We start from the raw sequence: 17,839 nt of genomic DNA on the forward strand, positions 1-17,839 counted from the left end.
AGCTCCTTTATATTAAAATGCTTATCATTTTAGAATGAAATGTTAGATCGTGATTTATTATAGATTTAGCTGTAATACCGGTTGATTGATCTGAATATTACCTTTTTGAATCGGTTCAATCTGTTGATAATCATTGGTATTCGTCACAACCATCGCTGTCGTAATATCATATTGTTCAGCGATTTTATCCAGTTCAAATGTCAGCAATAGATCACCTGAATTTACTTGATCGCCTGTCTTCACATGAGCTTCGAAGTACTCTCCACGTAACTTAACGGTATTGATTCCTACATGAATGAGAATCTCTGCTCCATGCTCACTACGTATCACCATCGCATGTTTGGTTTTGAATACATTCAGTACTATGCCTGTCACTGGCGATGCCAAAATACCTTCAGAAGGTACAAAAGCAATCCCTTTGCCCATCATTTCATCTGCAAATGTAGGATCGTTCACTTCTTGCAACGCAATCGCTTGTCCATTCATCGGAGACATAATCTGTTCAGATGCTAAAGTAACAGGTGTAGAAGTAGCGATACTGTCCGATTCTACGGGTGCAGAAGGAACAACTTCTTGCTCTGCTGGATGCACTCCGTTTTCTTTGATACCTAGAATGTAAGAGACAATCACTGCGACGATAAAAGCGACTGCCATACTGAGTAAAGAGTACACGAATGTAGGCCCTATCAAAGCAGGCAATCCTGGAATACCACCATTACCCGCCAGTACATAAGCATTCGCTCCAAATCCTAAAGCAATTGCTCCCCCTGCCGCACTACCGATCAGTCCTGCTAGAAATGGCTTTTTATACGTAATATTGACACCATAAATCGCAGGTTCAGTTACACCCATTAGCGCTGTTAATCCTGTAGACAATGCTAATGATTTTAACTTTTTATCTTTTGCCCGGAAAAACACACCGAATGTAGCTCCTGCTTGTCCCATATTAGCGATATAAGTAATCGGCAAAAATTTATCCACACCAAACTTCGCTAAATTACTGATAATGACAGGCACAAGCGCATAATGCATACCAGTCATCACTAATAACGACATTGTTCCACCGATAAGTATACCTGCAAAGATTCCGCCTTTAGCGATCAACCAGTTGATCACACCAGACAATCCATCACCGATAAACGTACCTAAAGGTCCAATCAAAATAAGAGTAATCGGCACAACGACCAATAATGTAATCAGCGGTACAAATAGCAATTTAAGTGAAGAAGGCATATACCGATCTACATACTTTTCCACATAAGACATTAGCCAGATCGATAATAAAATAGGAATAACTGATGAAGCATAACTTACGGCTGTAACAGGAATCCCGATAAAGCTTACTCCATTACCAGACGACAATAACGCTCCCATATCTGGATATAACAATGATGCTCCAACCGCTACAGCGACATAAGGATTCGCTCCAAATTTACGAGCAGCACTTACAGCTAGTAGTATTGGTAAGAAGTAAAATACTCCATCACCAATCGCTGAAATAATACGATACGTATCGGTACCTGCGGACATCCATCCTAGAGATACCAGTAAAGCGATTAATCCTTTGAGTAAACCAGCTCCAGCAATCGCTGGCAAAATCGGTGCAAACACACCAGAAATCACATCAAAAATACTGGAAATTACATTTTTCTTTTTGGATGAAGAAGGGGTACTGTCTTCTTTTGAAGTGGTTTTCTCACTATTTTGTAACGCCGGATACTGTTCTACGAGACTGTCGAATACTTTAGGAACATCATTACCGACAATCACTTGAAATTGATCTCCTGATATATTGGTGCCCATTACTTTATCTATTGATTTCAAAGCGTTTGAATTGACTTTACTGTTGTCTTTCAGATCGAATCGTAGACGTGTAATACAGTGAAACACCGAATTAATATTGTCTGTTCCTCCTACAGCTTCGACGATTTGTTTGGCTGTTTGTGAATGGCTCATATGCTCATCTTCTCCTATACCCTTATATTGGTGTGATTTTGCCAATAAAAAAACCTGAACGAACAGACGTATCCTAGATAGGTCTAATCATTCAGGTATTGCCTGCCAGAGCAGTAACAAGCCTTGGTTATTTTATTGTACCGGTTTATTTTTGACCAAACGCTCTACATGTAAGGTAAGATACAATTGTTCAGAGTGGGTCATCGTATAACCGTAATTTTTCAGAATAAACGTTTTGATTTTGCGAATACAGTTAAAACTTTCTTGATAATTCTTTTTCACGACATCATACAGATACTCTTCTGCATCATCATAGCTAGCATGGGTAATCACCCGCTGACAGAAGTACTTGAGATGCGTAATAAAGCGGAAATAACTAATACTGTCTTCATCATATTCGATATTGAAATGATACTTAATAATATTCATAATCTCCTGAAGCAACTGCATCAAATGAGTCACATCATTCATCGAATCGTTCACTTCGGCATTGATAAAATGCAAAGCAATATTGCAAATCTCTTCTTTGGGAAATGCTATATTCAATCGTTCTTTGAGCAGTGTCAACGCTTCTTTGGCGACATCATATTCTGCTTTGTAGAAGTGTTGTACTTCCCATGATAGCGGATTACGAACAATCATATTTTGCTGAATACGTTCTGTTGCAAAATGAATATGATCGGATAAAGAGACATAAATGCCATCACTGATCGTTTTATTTAACTGTGTACGTGCCAGACTGACAATATCATCAGTCACTTGCAAAATTTCAATCGGAACCTGCATCACAGTTGCTTTGAATTTCTCATAAATCGTTGCATCTTGTAAGCGAAATATCTTCTCAATCTGATTCTCATGGATCAAGTCGCCTACATGAGAGTTAAATCCAATACCCCGGCCGAGGATAAGTAATTCTTGATGATTATCATCGAGTGTACTTACAATATTGTTGTTAAAAATTTGCTTAATGATCATATTCAGTCACCTACTTCTTCGACTATCTTTCATGTGAAAACACGAAAAAGGGCAAAACAACAAAAGGAATACAAAACTGTATCCTCATGTGGTTTTGCCCGCATTACCGGTAACAAGCCTTGCCTTTACGTTATCATGATCTGAAAACGGTGTCAATCCCTATTCATGCTTGCAGTTATGATACACGGCTATGAATAGCATTCTCTGGTGAAAGCGGACGGCTGTAATAAAATCCTTGTACATTATAGCATTTCCATTCTCGCAGTAATGCCACTTGTTCTTCCGTTTCTACACCTTCAGCAATAATTTTCAAACCTAACTGCTTCGCCATCGAAATAATCATTTCAGCAATTGCACGACTGTCTTTATCGATAGTAATTTTACGAATAAAGGAACGATCAATTTTGAGACAACCAATCGGCAAATTATGCAAATAACTAAGTGAGCTATACCCTGTACCAAAGTCGTCCATCGATACCGATATACCGGACTGCTTCAATTTACCCAGAATATCGATTACATGATCTTCATTATGCATCATAGCACTCTCAGTAATTTCAATTTCTAACAAAGTCGGATCAAAATCGAGTTCTTTTAACGTTCTAATAATGGTCTCGTAAATATCTGGTTTCATTAAATGGATAGGTGATACATTAACAGCGATCGGTACCGCATCATACCCTTCACACTGCCACTGTTTGCTTTGCAAACAAGCTGTACGTAACACCCACTGTTCTAACGCAATAATCATCCCTGACTTTTCTGCTAAAGGTATAAAAGAAAGCGGTGGAATCTCACCTAGAATCGGATGATACCAACGAATCAATGCTTCATACCCTATAATCAATCCAGTACGGATATCGAACTTCGGTTGATAAACTAATTTTAATTGATTATTATCAATCGCTTGCTCTAGATCATTTTCAAGCATAATCTGTTCCAGACTGCTCTGATCGGATACAGCATCATAAAACTGATATTGAGAGCTACCATTTTCTTTGGCTGTATACATCGCTGTATCAGCACGTTGTGTCAATACACCTGCGGATGCTCCATCTTCAGGGAAACGAGCAATACCGATCGATGCTGATAATTTAACCGCATGTTTTTCGATATGAAAAGGTTGCACAAATCGATCAATCACTTTGCTTGCGATCGCTTTGATTTCTTCAATATCAGATAATCCCGGTACAATAACGGTGAACTCATCTCCACCCATTCGAGCTACAAAGCTATTTTTAGGCAAGCAGCTTTTGAGCACCAGACCGGAATGACGAATGACTGCATCTCCAAAAGCATGACCAAACAAATCATTAATACGTTTGAAGCGATCTAAATCAATAAAAAATAACGTAAATGGTGAATGATGATTATCGACCATCGTATACATGGATAGTCTCGTTTCAAAAGAACGTCGATTCGCCAGCCCTGTCAATTCATCATGATAAGCAAGGTGACGGATCGTTTCTTGATCTCTTTTGCGCTTAGTAATATTTTTGGCAATGGTATAAGCACCAGCAATTTTGCCATGGACAAAAATAGGAATAGACGTTAATGCAATTGATAATATGCGACCTTGCTCAGAACGTAATTCTAGATCAATCGTACTGGAATGTCCGCTTAATACTAATTCAAGGTGATCTTGAGCCAGAGTTTTCTGTTCCCCTTCTAATAGATCTGTAGCACGTACTCCAATTAAAGGCTTGCCTATTTCTTTAGACATTTTCTCTGCTCTACGATTGATGCCTGTAATCACACCATGAATATCAAATTCGATAACACTATCCGGGTTCTGCTCATACAATGAACTGTAGTATTGCTCCCGTTGTATCATTTCACGATTTTCTTTCTGCTCACGTACAAAAATAAAACTATCAGGTATAGCATATAGACTGGTTGCTACAAAAATCATGAAGATATAAGGAATAAGGTACGATTTATCAGTCAATCCCATTTGTTCAAAAGATAATACGGAATATGCACAAATTAAAGGTATTCCTGCAAGCCCTATACCTGAAGTAACGATTCCAAAAATCATTGTAGGTGAACGTAGACCATGTTCCCGATTACGACTAGATAATGAAAATAAGCGCATAACCGCCAAGCAAATAGAAATAGCTATCGGAATCGTCATCCAAATCAATTCAGGATTCCACATTAAAAACCCTCGAAATAGATACAATGTATTGGCATAATCAAAAACTAAAATAGTAACAGCAACAATCATACTGGTCATAAAAAATTGCATGGATCCGCGCCATGAAGAAAATGCATACCGTGAAGCAGCATAGACTGCTCCATAACAACCCAAAATCGTAAATATAAGATGTAATCCATAATATTTCATCGTAATCGGTACATTCATTGATATAGGGATCAAAATATGAGACGTACTAAAAGCCAGTGCGCCAATAAGAGCAATTATTCGCTGTCTTTTTTTCATATTTTGATTACGCAACGAAGAGCTAGACCACGAAGAGCCAATAACTATGACAGCACAACCTACCATAGAAGCTAAAGCGGCTATACACACATATAACCAGTGGACGGGTATCGTCGTTTCCAAAATCGTATTCATTTTTCTGCCTCTTTCGTTACGTTTCTATGCTTCTATCTCTCATTAGTTCTTTAGACTAATTAATATGAGTCTTTTATCATATAAATTTAAACCAAAAGTAAAGACTTTAAACTCATTTTACATAAAAATTGTTAATAAAGTATGAAAAAATTTTATTTTTCGCTAATTTTCGCATAAAATTTTAAGTTTTTTTCGTTTTATTTCATTTTAAAGCTGAAAATTAAATCAAAAGTCCTAATTTTCGGTATAAAAAAAGCAGACCAATATCAAATTGATCTGCTTTTGTAAATGCTATATTTACTTAAAATGATGATGTTATGGTTTGTAAAATCCCTTCCCGTGGAGTCACTCCGAATGCATGTGCCAGATCCGCTAGTTGTTGATCGGTAATTTTTTGACGAATCGAATGATTTGCGATAAGCATATAAATTTGAGCAGCTTTTTCAATCGTTTCAATCAGTCCAAAAGCTTCGTCGATCGAGTGCCCTGTGCCAAATATCCCGTGATGCGGCCATAATACAGCATGGTGATACCTCATCTTCTGTGCTGTAGCCTGCCCGATCTCATTCGAGCCTGGAACCATCCATGGAATCACACCTATGCCATCTGGAAAAACAACAATACATTCAGTACACATTTCCCATAACGTTCTGGTGAACTGATTTTCATCCAGATCATGAACAAAACTCATTGCAATCACATTGGTTGCGTGATTGTGTATCACAACCCGGTGCTTAGGATCTACTTTTAACCGTTCAATATGACTCATAAAATGCGAAGGTAATTCGCTGGTGGGTACAGCACCATTTTTGAAACCCCATAATACTTCTAATTGCTCTCCATTAGCCGATACACGTAAAAGCCCCAAATTGGCTTCAGGATCATCGATCACATTTTTAAAGTATTTACCTGATCCGGTTACGATAAAGTACTTACCTGCTAATTCGTGTACAGCAAATGCAGGTTGAATCGTATATTTCACTTGCTGAATATCTATATACTGCTCTACTTCTGCTTCATCCAATATACAACTTACATTTCCACCATTACGTTCATCCCAACCGAATTTCCACATATTATAGGTCGTCTCTGCCATTTCACGTACAAAAGGAATATCGTTCCCTACCCTCGACTGCTGTTGAGAAACTGTCACTGTGTTCATGTTACATCGCTCCTATTCAATATGGTTAGGATGATACATAAAGTAAAATGATGATTTAAACCCTTCAAATTCATACTTTGTGAAAATTAGAACTAACTTATGAATTAATATTAGCTCTAGCCTTAAATAAAGTCAACACAAAAAGACATAAATAAACAATAATAAAGATTAATACCCTTATTGAATGTTTGTTTATGTCTTTTTCACGATTCTATTCAGTTATCATATAGGATATGGCTTAATAAGATCATATCCATATTTTTGACGATTTATAGCTTCTTGTGCTTGCTTGGCTAATGCTTGTTCTCCTAGTGCTTGAGCATGTTGAGGACGAACAACACATACACCATCATCATCGCCTAGTACGATATCGCCGGGATGTACAGTAACACTACCTACACTGATAGGTGTATTCACTTCGCCTTCCAGCTCTAAGCTACGCGTTGTTAATGCGCTAGTTCCTAGGGCAAATACTGGAAAATTGAGTTCTCGCACTACTTTAATATCGGTAGCACAACCTGAGATGACTACGCCTGCTACTCCTTTTTTCATCGCTACATATGTACGAAATTCTCCCCAACAGGCTCGAAAATCATCTCCTGACATATCGACTACGATTACATCACCAGGCATTACGTGTTGTAGTGCATGCCTTATCGCCGTAGAATCCAGATGAGGAATACGTACAGTAACGGCATTACCTAACATTCGAATTGGGCGAAAAAGAGGCTGTATTCCTCGTAAAAAGCCAAAGTCGGTTAAATGTCCCAGTGTAGAAGGTTGAAGCTGTTTATAAAGTGTTTGTAACTCTTCAGTGAAGCCTTGTACTCGTGGCTCGATACGTATCATACCGTACCCCTCCTTATTTTTGTGTTGTCTAACTCTAGTTGAATGATCAGCATCTGCTTAGATCAACTTTTGCAAATTTTGGGACAGGTTGGACAATAATCTGTTGGAGCCGGTAATTCATAATGAGCACAACATGTTTTGCGTACACGTTGAGGTTGTTCTGAAAGAGGAACTACACGTTTGGGTGTGTAAAACTGAGCTAATGGATTACGCTTTTCGCCAAAACAATCAGCTGGTGCTTGCTTGGTAAGATAGTCTAGATCATGTTGTATGCGTTCCCGTTGATCTTCGCTGACTTCTTTTAATATCCGATTTTCATATAAGACATACACATAGATCGCTATATTTTCCCATAGTATCGTTCGTGAAATAGATGAGACTTCGGATATATTTTTTAAAATCGGTTGCAGATGGTCTGCAAAAATACGTCGTACAATATCTTCTCGCTGTTGTGTGTACAGCTCATTATTTTCTGCATGTATGGATTGAAGTTCATATACACTTGGATCACGCAACCATAGATTAGGCATCCATGTTTTGCGTGTAGGCAATTGGAAATAAGCTGATTCTAACTGACAATTGTCGATAGTGAGAGAAAATGTTTTGCGATATACGCTCATGGCATACAACATAGGGCATACCATCATAAAAGCATAACGCTTTGAAAACATTGAAGCTGTAAGTGACCGTGAAGAAGAACGATACAATGGTTGTAGACGATCCAGATAGTCTGCACATTGCTCGGGGTCTAATAGTTCAGCAGAAGTAACACTATACGTATCATCTTCTGCGATCTGATCTGTTAATCTCAATTCTTGATTCAGATAGTTCCATTCTTCAGGTTCCCAAGTTGTAGGATTAGACAGAAATCGATTCATGTAAGATCCTCCCCTTTCCATAAGGTATAAGCATCGGTGTGCCGAATAAAGGATCACGTGCAATCTGGCAACGCATTTGAAACACCAATTGTACATTTTCGACAGTCATAATCTCTTCAGGGCTTCCTTGTGCGTAAATACCCCGGTCATGGACAGCAATCATATGATGGGCATACCTGCAAGCGAGATTCAGGTCATGCAGTACCATAACGATCGTGCGTCCTTCTCGTTCATTCAAGTCAAATAGCAAATCCAAAATTTCCACCTGATGGGTCATATCTAGATAAGTGGTGGGTTCATCTAGCAATAATGTATCTGTTCCTTGCGCCAAAGTCATCGCAATCCAAGCACGTTGCCGTTGTCCTCCGGATAATGAATCCACTGTACGATGAGATAGTTCTAGCATATGTGTTAACTCTAATGCTCGTTGTACCGCTTGTTCGTCCTGAATCGACCACTGCTTCAGCCAACTTTGGTGCGGATATCGTCCTTGCTTCACCAGCTGTTCTACTGTTAACCCTTCAGGAGCAGAAGGGCCTTGCGGCAAAATAGACATCCGGCGTGCAATTTCTTTAGTGGAAATATGAGCAATTTCTTCGCCCGCTAATAATATCGATCCAGTATTAGGCTTAAGTAGACGTGCTAATGTACGCAAAATAGTCGATTTCCCACAGCCATTACTTCCGATCAATACCGTAATTTTACCTTTAGGAATATGCAAATGTAGATCTTCGATAATAGGATCTGCTCCATATGTGATTGTCAGATTGCGAGCTTGTAATTGATCCATCATATGCCCTCCTTTATATTCGAGATAACGTTCACATAGATATATCTATAGGATCAAAAGCGATTGCGATTCTGATACAACAAATAGATAAAAAAGGGAGCTCCGATTGCCGCTGTAAATATACCTGCTGGAATATCAATCGGATAGAAAGCTGTTCGTGCGATCACATCTGCGACAAACACCAACAGTGCTCCAATTAACCCTGATGCAAGCGAAATGCTACCAAATGTACGCCCCACCCATTTACGAGCAATATGAGGAGCAATTAATCCGACAAATCCGACTGCGCCTACCACAGCAACAGCACTGCCCGCCAGAATAACGCTCAGTATCAACAGCAATAACCGATGCTTCTGTACACGTACACCTAACCCGAGTGCTACATCGTCGCCAAGTTCCTGTGAATTCAGACTACGGGCAAAATACAACAGCAATGGAATCGCAACTACGCATACAGGCAGAATCGAATACACACCACTCCATGTCGCTCCATAGACACTGCCGGTTAACCAGATATATACTTTGCTTGCTGTAAATGTAGAGCTAATCACTAGCATAAATGTCGTCATCGCACTCATGCCTGCGGATATCCCAATACCAATCAACACCAGTCGCATCGGTGTGACTCCATTTTGCCATGATAACAGATAGATCAGTGCAGATACGATCAACGCTCCCATAATGGCTGCTACAGGTAACCAGTCGATACTTAGATGAAATACACTACTTCCATACGAAAGAAATAACACCGCAGCTACAGAAGCTCCACCTGTAATCCCGATAATATCCGGCGAAGCTAAAGGGTTGCGAATCATCCCTTGCAAAATAGCGCCAGACATCCCTAAAGCGGCACCAGCCAGTAACCCTACAACAGCGCGTGGTAATCGTAATCGGTATAATACAAAATCGTATGCTCCTGAACTCTGACCGAATATCGCCCGAATAACTTCCCACGGATGTATCCATGTCTCTCCTATACCGATGCCTATTATACTGACTACGATAACAATCATTGTTAATATCGCCAGAGTACGGACAGATCTTTTTTCCAATTGCATATGAAATCTCGCAGATCGACTGCGTAATGTCCAATATCTAGGTTTGTTCATTTCCATGTCACTCCTTTACGAGCGATATAGAGAAAGAACGGTACTCCGATAAAAGCAGTAATCACACCCAGAGGAACCTCTGCCGGTATAATCACTAATCGTGCAATCAGATCTGCTGTCATCAATAGTAGCCCTCCTAAAGCACCGGAAAAAGGAATGATCCAGCGATAGTCAGTGCCTACCAATGCACGTGCCATATGCGGAATAAATAATCCTACAAATCCGACAGCTCCTACAATCGCTACCGAACCACCTGCAAGAATCACAATAGTCAGACCCATGACTATTTTGAGCAATACTACTCGTTGCCCCATACCTTTAGCAATATCTTCACCGGTTACAAATAAATTAATAGCTCGGCCCATACCTAATGCAGTCACACCCGCTATAATCAATAACGGAAGCACAGGCTGTAACATTTCCAGTGTTCGTCCACCGATCGCTCCTGCTAACCAGAAAAGCACATTTTGCATTCCTGTTTCATTTAATACCAGCATCGCCTGTGTAAATGAAGTAAATAACGCTAAAATAGCTGATCCTGCCAGAACTATCTTGATCGGTGTTAATCCATCACGTCCAATAGACCCCAATCCATAGACGATGATAGCGGCTACTAATGCTCCTGCAAAAGCAAACCACATCAATTGTGTCATGTCTGATATCGAAAACATCAGACTCGCGACCACTACAAAAAAGATAGCTCCTGCATTAATCCCAAATGTACTGGGTGAAGCTAATGGATTACGTGTCAATGCTTGCATCAATGCGCCTGCAATCGCCAGACTTGCACCTACGACTAACCCGATAATCGCTCGTGGCAACCGTTCGGTATGTATCAATACATCTGCTGTCGATTCAGGATTGTAATGCAGAAAAGCATTAACCACTTCTCCCCATGATGCAAAAGTTCTTCCTAACATTTGGCTGATCCCAAGGCACACTACACATAGTAGTAAAGTAATAATCAGACTCCATATTTTGGCTGTATTGCTTTTGAATAAAACCAATAGACATTCACTCTTTCATCATTACATTTCGTGAAGTGAGTATCATTCTGACTCACTTCTATCGCTCAATAGTAGATGTGATAAAAGGAGAAGCAGGTGATGTCGCTACCTGTTCTCCTCCTTATGATTACTTGGTTTGAGGTTTCTCTAATTTGTAGATATCATACAATTCATCTAACATCAGACCTGCAGATATATAACCACCTGCTAGATTCCAATTGACTTCATTTACTTTGTAAATTTGATTGTTTTTGTAGGCTTTTAAGTTTTTCCATAATGGATGCTGTGTCCATTGTTGATAATTTTGTTCGATAGCTGCTTTGTCTGTTCCTGAATCAAATACAAAGATTGCATCGGCATCCATATCAGGAATACTTTCTTTCGAATTGACTTTGATTCCCCATTCTTCTTGCTCTTGCGCAGCGGGGCGGGTGAATCCAAGTTCTTTCAATATCAAGCCTGCATACCCCATATAATAAATGCGAGCATGATCTGCACGGAAGTTTACGATCGAAGCTTCAATCGGTAAACGGTCGCCCATTTGCTTTTTGAAATCAGCTACACGATCTTCCCACGCTTGTAGCAATTGTGTACCTTTATCTTTTTCATTTAAGACCTGACCTACTAGATCGACTGTTTTTTTCCAATCGTACACTTGATCCACCATAACGGTTGGAGCAATTTCAGATAACTGAGCATACGTAGCTTCATTGCGGAATTTAGAACCGATAATCAAATCGGGCTTTAAATTATAGATTTCTTCTAGATTAGGTTGGGTTTCTAATCCCACTGTAGGTACGCCTGCCAGATCTTTTTTTAAATAATCATAAGCAGGTTCACCTGTATGTGCTTCTACTACGCCTACAGGTTTGACACCATAAGCGACTAACACATCAGTTGCTCCTTGATACAAAGTCACAATCCGTTTGGGTGTTCCTTTGACCTCGGTGGCTCCCATTTCATGTTCAATCGTACGTACAGATGAATCAGCGCTTGCATTGTCACCTGCTGCTTGAGCGGTAGGCTCTACTGCGCCTTTATTCGTATTTGCATCACAACCTGCGAGGATAATTACGAGAGTCATCATGATGCATAACATATGTATACCTTTAAACGATTTCAACATGGTCTTCGATCTTCCTTTCTGCTCACTACAATTGATATTGATTCTCATTATTAATTATAGTGAACGTTTATTCCTTTAACATGGACAATTCAGTCTAGTCCTTGGAATAATCCGTCATTTGTCGTTTTTATCCAAAAACAATTGACGCACTTTTTCTAACAGCATAAGGTGTGAATATGAGTTATAACAGGTATGCATATGCTGAGTGGTATACATTTCGTATACAGATTGCGTCTGTACTGCTTGGAGACGTTGCCATAATGGATCTGCACATAAACGGAAAATACCTTGCTCAATACCTGCTTGCATCCCTACGGTTCCATCATGTTGAAACGGAGTAATTAAGATACAATCTGCATCATAATGAATTAATTCTTCGGGTTGAATTTCATAGTAATGAGCAATATTCTCGACCCCAGCAGGCATGATGAACCCAAGATCGTTATACAATACAGCACCTAGATTACGCTTGCCATAAATACAGATTTTGCTCTCTCCGACACCAAGAATAAGCAATGAGCGTTGACCGAGTTTATTTTTTAATTGTTGGCGTAATAATTGAGCGATATCTGCATATTGTTCTAACCAGACTTGCGCTTCTTGGTCTTTACCTACAATTCGTGCAATCGTCTGAAAATGAACACGCCAGTCTTCAAAAAAAGGCAATGTGATCGTGGGTGCAATCTGCTCATACATTTTTTCTTTTTGCGACTTTTCAAAATCTCGAAATTCGCAGGTCACGATCAGATCGGGCTGAGCATTCATTAATTTCTCCAGATCAGGCTTGTTGTCGCCTATCGGAATCGTATGTTCAAATTGAGTTGTTATGGGATAGGCATTGTTAATCACTGCTGCATAGGGTTCTATCCCAAGTGCTACCAGATGACCGGTTAACAAATGTTTAAGTGAAGCGATTTTGTTAGAATACCGGATATTATGAATATAGGATTTGGGCGAACGACCTGTGACTGCTTTGAATTTGCGACTAAAATAAAACTCATCGCTAAATCCCACCTGCTGAGCCACCGAGCGAAAAGAATCATTAGAAAGAAGGAGCACTTGCTTGGATTGTGTAATCCGAATTTCAGTGAGATGCTCCATCGGGCTTTTACCGACTACTTTTTTGAAAGCACGCGAATAATAATCTGCACTCATCCCTGCAATCTCTGCCAATTGATTGCGAGTAATCGACGTGGCATAATGCTGTTCCATATGATCCAATGTAGCGGCTATCGCTTGATTCATATCAGGCTTCTGCTCTTGAGCATCTTCTTTGAACAAATGGATTAACAATTCTTGAAAAATAACATTGGCTTTCATCTGATCCCATAGATTTTCTTGATCATGCTTATCTTGAATCTCACGTACACGATCGGCAAACCAGCGAAAATGAGCCACATGCAGTTCATACAGTCCGAGCAACTCAATCGGTACAAAGTGCCCTTGTCCGTCAGGCTGTAATACATGAAAAGAAAGAATATAGTATTCGGTACGACTATCGCTTTCAATCATTATTTTGAGCGAAGCATGTGGAGGTACCAAAAACACTTTTTGCTGATGTAGATCATAACGGTTACCGTTAATAATAATCTGCCCTTTGGCCTCTTTAAAAAGTAAAAGACTATGCAATGTGGCATCGTAGCGTGGTAACACTTGATCCGCATATTGCACAGTCTGTAATTTATAGATATAGGAAGGAAATTGTCGATACTGATCTAATACCTTACTCATCACTCGTCGCCTTTCTACATAGATTGAGAATAATTATCATAATTCTGAGAACTATTCTCATTATATAGATTTAGACGGAAAAGTAAATTGTTGTAGCAATTGACGCTAGAGATTACAACTGTAAAAATGGATTCTGAATCGTACTTTGACCGGATGGCATACTGCCCGGTACACCGGCTTGTTCTAACAAAGGCTTCACTAACAATTTAAGTGGCCATTCTTCTTTTTCGAATAAAATAGAATAGATCACTTGTCTCACTTCTGCCGCAAAAGGAACTTCATGTAACTGTTCTCGCAATTGATCTCGCAGTATATTCCACAATAATTTCTCTTCGATATTATACACGGTAGATAGCGCATCTATAATCGCATACAGATTGACTTGTATCCCTAACGTTTGCAAGTAAAAGATCAATTCTTCAGGTGTATCATTGTACAGGCTATTAGAGTAACCCGGACGAATCATATATTGAGGATCGTCTATTCCTTGTTGCTGAAGCCATGGTAAATGAAGCCGTACAGAATCATGATCTCGTAACAGCATCTGCTTCATATATCCATGTTGCCAGACTAATACGCTGTTCTGTCCATGCAACTCTGGCATTAATCCTAAGCGGAATAATCGTAAATTAATTTGGAAAAAAGTCTGGCAGACTTCGCCAAATAAGATACAAATCGATTCTTGATTAACATCCAGATCACGAACCTTCATCCATTCATCAAAAAAGTGTCCTTCACGTGGTGCATTAGTAGATACAGGTAATACTACCGAGAGAGCAGACATCGGCAATAAACGTGTACCTTTTTCCCCTGTGATTAACGATGCTGGATAGGTGCGCACCATTGTCGCTAGATGTCTGGGTTCATCATCAAATAAACTTCCTGCTTCAGGCATATATGCCCACCAGCGACGTTCATCACAAAGAAATAACTGTTGTCCCAATATAGGGTCACACTTTAATGCTTGTTCTAACATGCGTTGTCCACGTTGACCGTTAATCAATTTGACAGCTGGCAGATAGCGAGAAGCCCCTAATGAAAAGACGCTAAGCGGTAATTTGATATAATGCGGGCTATCATTTACAGGAGATAGTGACCGTACAGAAGATGTAGCTTCAAAAAGACCCAGTTGAAGCTGAAGATCAATCCAATCGCCTTGTGCTTGTGCTGTTCTCAAATAGTGAGGCAGATTATGCTGTAATTGCCACGGATGAACAGGAATCGCTATATATTCATTCGTATTCAATCCTTTGTCCTCAATCGCTTGGAGCACTTGCTGTTGTTGGTCTAACGATAAAAGATCAGTCATTGGTTCTGATAGATCGCAAGCTAATGTGCTATCTTGGCGATAATCATAAAGCTGATAATCGAGCACTGTTCTGTCTACAAGCGCTTCCCCTTCCATCACCAGATTGCGCTTTATAGCGACCCATGATAACGAGATCGGCTGTGCAAATTCTGCACTATATTGACGATAATCTTGCTTATCTAATCCTACTTTGGCTTTGGATACAGGATGAAAAGGTCGATCTCTTAAAGAAGCATATCGCTCCATCTGCTGAAAAAAATCACTGGCAGACCGATCAAACCATGACTCCTCAGATAGGGAATGATCTAACGACCATGTGGTCTGCTTTATTGTCTCCTCTAGTAATTGTACAAATCGCTTCACTCCCGGTTGTTCGCGATAAGTGGCTGTTAAGCATTGATCATTGACTATTTTCATCAATTGAACGGGTGTTAATGGAGTGATCTGTAGTAATGGTGCATTGTGATCTGTTGTACATGTAGTTGAATAACGAATAGCATAGACATGCGTATCGGTTAGTTCTTTTGCAGATAATGAGGCAGGTCGCGCTGTAGCCTGTTGCTTATACGAATGTATAGTTACACTGGCAGGAACATAACGATACGGTTGCACAATCGCTGATTGTACAGGGAAAATAACCGTATATTGTGGTTGATCTACTCGTTGAGATGAATCAGATAATGTGGATGGCTCAAGTGATAAAGATGGAATTTCCCAGTAATACCATAAGCTATTTTCCAATAAAGAGATATCTGTTATAGAAGATAGAACAGATAAGATGTCTTCTTTTTGTGACTTATGCTGGTCTGTTAAAGTAGAGATCAATTTTTGCTTTAATTGTTCTGTAGATAATAGTTGCAGTTGATCGTTAGACCAGAATCCTTCGGCTAGCAATGTGTTTATCAGATCTTGCATCACCTGTTCCGAAGCTACACTTTGCTTGATTTGAATCTCAGTCTGCTCTAAATCTGTGTATGCTGGAGTAATCGATTGCTCAGAAACAAGTTGATCCTTGTTAGTAGCAAGTGGTTCTAACACTTCATTCCAATTCATAATGATTCATAACCTCCTGTGTGATGATCGATATAGATCATATCGGGATGAGGATGACTTAGAAAATCATGGTGCGATATCGTCCACGCATATGCACCGGCAATCGAAAACAAAACAATATCTCCTACAGCAATCTGTTCTAGTGTTACCTCTTGAGCAAGGATATCTTTGGGTGTGCACAGTTCGCCTGCCAGTGTAAGAGTGACTTGCTCTTGACGGGGACGTTCAAACGGATAATCCCACTGCTCTATCGCTATCATTTGAAAAGGTTGATTGTGTCCCCATGAGACAGGTAAACGAAAATGATGAGTCCCTCCACGTAAAATCGCATAATGCTTATCATGATTACATTTCAGATCAATCACTTCTGACGCATAATAACCTGCATGAGCGACTATATATCGACCCGGTTCAAAAATCAGTTCTACGCCAGGCAATACTTCTTCGTTCCAGATATGGTGTAGTCCGTTGATAAATGTCTCCCATTCGAAATGACGATCTGGTTCTGTATAACAAATACCAAATCCTCCGCCAGCATTAAGGTATTGAATAGACAAGTTATATTCACGAATCCAACGACTCACCGATTGAATATACATATGAACCAGTTCTACATGTAATTGAGCATCCAGATTATTAGATACCGAATGCATATGGAATCCTGCTAACGTCAACTGTGGCAAAGACTGTACTAATTGGATCGCTTCTCCGATCTGTACTTCATCGATCCCAAATTGCGTCGGTTTCCCACCCATCGTAACCGTACCTGTAGGAATACTTTTTCTTAAATTAACACGTAGTAGAATCTGAACCGTTTTATTTTTTTGCTCCGCTATCCATGCGATTCGGCGGATTTCATGTACACTTTCAGCATGAATAAGCATCACATTGTGATCAATCGCTTGCTCAATCTCGATATCTTTTTTACCCGGCCCACCAAAAATAATATGAACATCTGGATCGACTAAGCGAATCGCTTGCACTTCTCCGATGGATGCCGTTTCAAAACCATCAACGATTGGAGCTAATGCTTCAATCAGACGTGGATCAGGATTCGCTTTGACTGCATAAAATAAATGCGTGCCTGCTGGCATATCGGCTACTTTGGAACGTGTACGCTCACGTAATGTATTGAGATCATAAATAAAAGCACATACTGGTTTTCTAGATATGATATGTGGATCACGATTGGCTTGTTCTGCTGCTCTTATTCGATAGACTTCATCCACAATCGAAGAAGGCGCTTGCGCTATATAGGGAGCATGCGATTGAGTAGTATTTGAGTTCAACATAAAGCCTCCTTTGCGTGCTGAATA

At 39.7% G+C, this 17,839-nt stretch carries 13 protein-coding genes; all 13 read right to left on the minus strand.

Translation table 11 applies throughout. The features are described 5' to 3' along the window. Positions 1-57 precede the first annotated feature (57 nt). Entirely contained in the window at positions 58-1,956 is a 1,899-nt protein-coding gene (locus RCP16_RS08055) for a beta-glucoside-specific PTS transporter subunit IIABC (protein ID WP_308642114.1), read from the minus strand. 132 nt (positions 1,957-2,088) lie between these two features. Next, a complete protein-coding gene (gene licT / locus RCP16_RS08060; protein ID WP_308642115.1) occupies positions 2,089-2,931 on the minus strand; it encodes a BglG family transcription antiterminator LicT in 843 nt (280 codons plus the stop codon). A gap of 175 nt (positions 2,932-3,106) precedes the next feature. Further along, positions 3,107-5,509 (minus strand): bifunctional diguanylate cyclase/phosphodiesterase, encoded by a 2,403-nt coding sequence (locus tag RCP16_RS08065; RefSeq protein ID WP_137224237.1) that lies wholly within the window; start codon positions 5,507-5,509, stop codon positions 3,107-3,109. A gap of 301 nt (positions 5,510-5,810) precedes the next feature. After that, positions 5,811-6,671, minus strand: coding sequence for a rhamnulose-1-phosphate aldolase (gene rhaD / locus RCP16_RS08070; RefSeq protein ID WP_308642116.1), 861 nt, complete (start codon positions 6,669-6,671; stop codon positions 5,811-5,813). Between the two features lie 222 nt (positions 6,672-6,893). Beyond that, entirely contained in the window at positions 6,894-7,520 is a 627-nt protein-coding gene (locus RCP16_RS08075) for an RraA family protein (protein WP_308642117.1), read from the minus strand. Positions 7,521-7,582: 62 nt separating this feature from the next. After that, positions 7,583-8,398, minus strand: a complete 816-nt coding sequence (locus tag RCP16_RS08080) for an IucA/IucC family C-terminal-domain containing protein (RefSeq protein WP_308642118.1) — start codon at positions 8,396-8,398, stop codon at positions 7,583-7,585. Continuing rightward, positions 8,379-9,188, minus strand: coding sequence for an ABC transporter ATP-binding protein (locus RCP16_RS08085; RefSeq protein ID WP_308642119.1), 810 nt, complete (start codon positions 9,186-9,188; stop codon positions 8,379-8,381). Before RCP16_RS08085 ends, RCP16_RS08080 begins: the two co-directional genes overlap by 20 nt. 53 nt (positions 9,189-9,241) lie before the next feature. Beyond that, positions 9,242-10,303, minus strand: a complete 1,062-nt coding sequence (locus RCP16_RS08090; protein ID WP_308642120.1) for a FecCD family ABC transporter permease — start codon at positions 10,301-10,303, stop codon at positions 9,242-9,244. Continuing rightward, positions 10,294-11,304 (minus strand): FecCD family ABC transporter permease, encoded by a 1,011-nt coding sequence (locus RCP16_RS08095; protein ID WP_308642121.1) that lies wholly within the window; start codon positions 11,302-11,304, stop codon positions 10,294-10,296. The genes RCP16_RS08090 and RCP16_RS08095 overlap by 10 nt, the downstream gene beginning before the upstream one ends. 127 nt (positions 11,305-11,431) lie before the next feature. Further along, positions 11,432-12,391: an ABC transporter substrate-binding protein gene (locus tag RCP16_RS08100; protein ID WP_308642122.1), complete on the minus strand. Its 960-nt coding sequence runs from the start codon at positions 12,389-12,391 to the stop codon at positions 11,432-11,434. A gap of 153 nt (positions 12,392-12,544) precedes the next feature. After that, positions 12,545-14,161: an ABC transporter substrate-binding protein gene (locus RCP16_RS08105; protein WP_308642123.1), complete on the minus strand. Its 1,617-nt coding sequence runs from the start codon at positions 14,159-14,161 to the stop codon at positions 12,545-12,547. A 112-nt stretch (positions 14,162-14,273) separates the two neighbouring features. Then, positions 14,274-16,523, minus strand: coding sequence for an IucA/IucC family protein (locus RCP16_RS08110; protein ID WP_308642124.1), 2,250 nt, complete (start codon positions 16,521-16,523; stop codon positions 14,274-14,276). Beyond that, entirely contained in the window at positions 16,520-17,815 is a 1,296-nt protein-coding gene (locus RCP16_RS08115) for a type III PLP-dependent enzyme (RefSeq protein ID WP_308642125.1), read from the minus strand. The genes RCP16_RS08110 and RCP16_RS08115 overlap by 4 nt, the downstream gene beginning before the upstream one ends. Positions 17,816-17,839: the final 24 nt, after the last annotated feature.

Origin of the sequence: Paenibacillus nuruki, assembly GCF_963311185.1 — a bacterium.
Taxonomy (GTDB): domain Bacteria; phylum Bacillota; class Bacilli; order Paenibacillales; family Paenibacillaceae; genus Saccharibacillus; species Saccharibacillus nuruki.

What these genes read in the sequence shown, in the direction of transcription:
- RCP16_RS08055 (WP_308642114.1), bottom strand. Translation starts at nt 1,956, where the DNA reads ATGAGCCATTCACAAACAGCCAAACAAATCGTCGAAGCTGTAGGAGGA.
- licT (WP_308642115.1), bottom strand. Translation starts at nt 2,931, where the DNA reads ATGATCATTAAGCAAATTTTTAACAACAATATTGTAAGTACACTCGAT.
- RCP16_RS08065 (WP_137224237.1), bottom strand. Translation starts at nt 5,509, where the DNA reads ATGAATACGATTTTGGAAACGACGATACCCGTCCACTGGTTATATGTG.
- rhaD (WP_308642116.1), bottom strand. Translation starts at nt 6,671, where the DNA reads ATGAACACAGTGACAGTTTCTCAACAGCAGTCGAGGGTAGGGAACGAT.
- RCP16_RS08075 (WP_308642117.1), bottom strand. Translation starts at nt 7,520, where the DNA reads ATGATACGTATCGAGCCACGAGTACAAGGCTTCACTGAAGAGTTACAA.
- RCP16_RS08080 (WP_308642118.1), bottom strand. Translation starts at nt 8,398, where the DNA reads ATGAATCGATTTCTGTCTAATCCTACAACTTGGGAACCTGAAGAATGG.
- RCP16_RS08085 (WP_308642119.1), bottom strand. Translation starts at nt 9,188, where the DNA reads ATGGATCAATTACAAGCTCGCAATCTGACAATCACATATGGAGCAGAT.
- RCP16_RS08090 (WP_308642120.1), bottom strand. Translation starts at nt 10,303, where the DNA reads ATGGAAATGAACAAACCTAGATATTGGACATTACGCAGTCGATCTGCG.
- RCP16_RS08100 (WP_308642122.1), bottom strand. Translation starts at nt 12,391, where the DNA reads ATGATGACTCTCGTAATTATCCTCGCAGGTTGTGATGCAAATACGAAT.
- RCP16_RS08105 (WP_308642123.1), bottom strand. Translation starts at nt 14,161, where the DNA reads ATGAGTAAGGTATTAGATCAGTATCGACAATTTCCTTCCTATATCTAT.
- RCP16_RS08110 (WP_308642124.1), bottom strand. Translation starts at nt 16,523, where the DNA reads ATGAATTGGAATGAAGTGTTAGAACCACTTGCTACTAACAAGGATCAA.
- RCP16_RS08115 (WP_308642125.1), bottom strand. Translation starts at nt 17,815, where the DNA reads ATGTTGAACTCAAATACTACTCAATCGCATGCTCCCTATATAGCGCAA.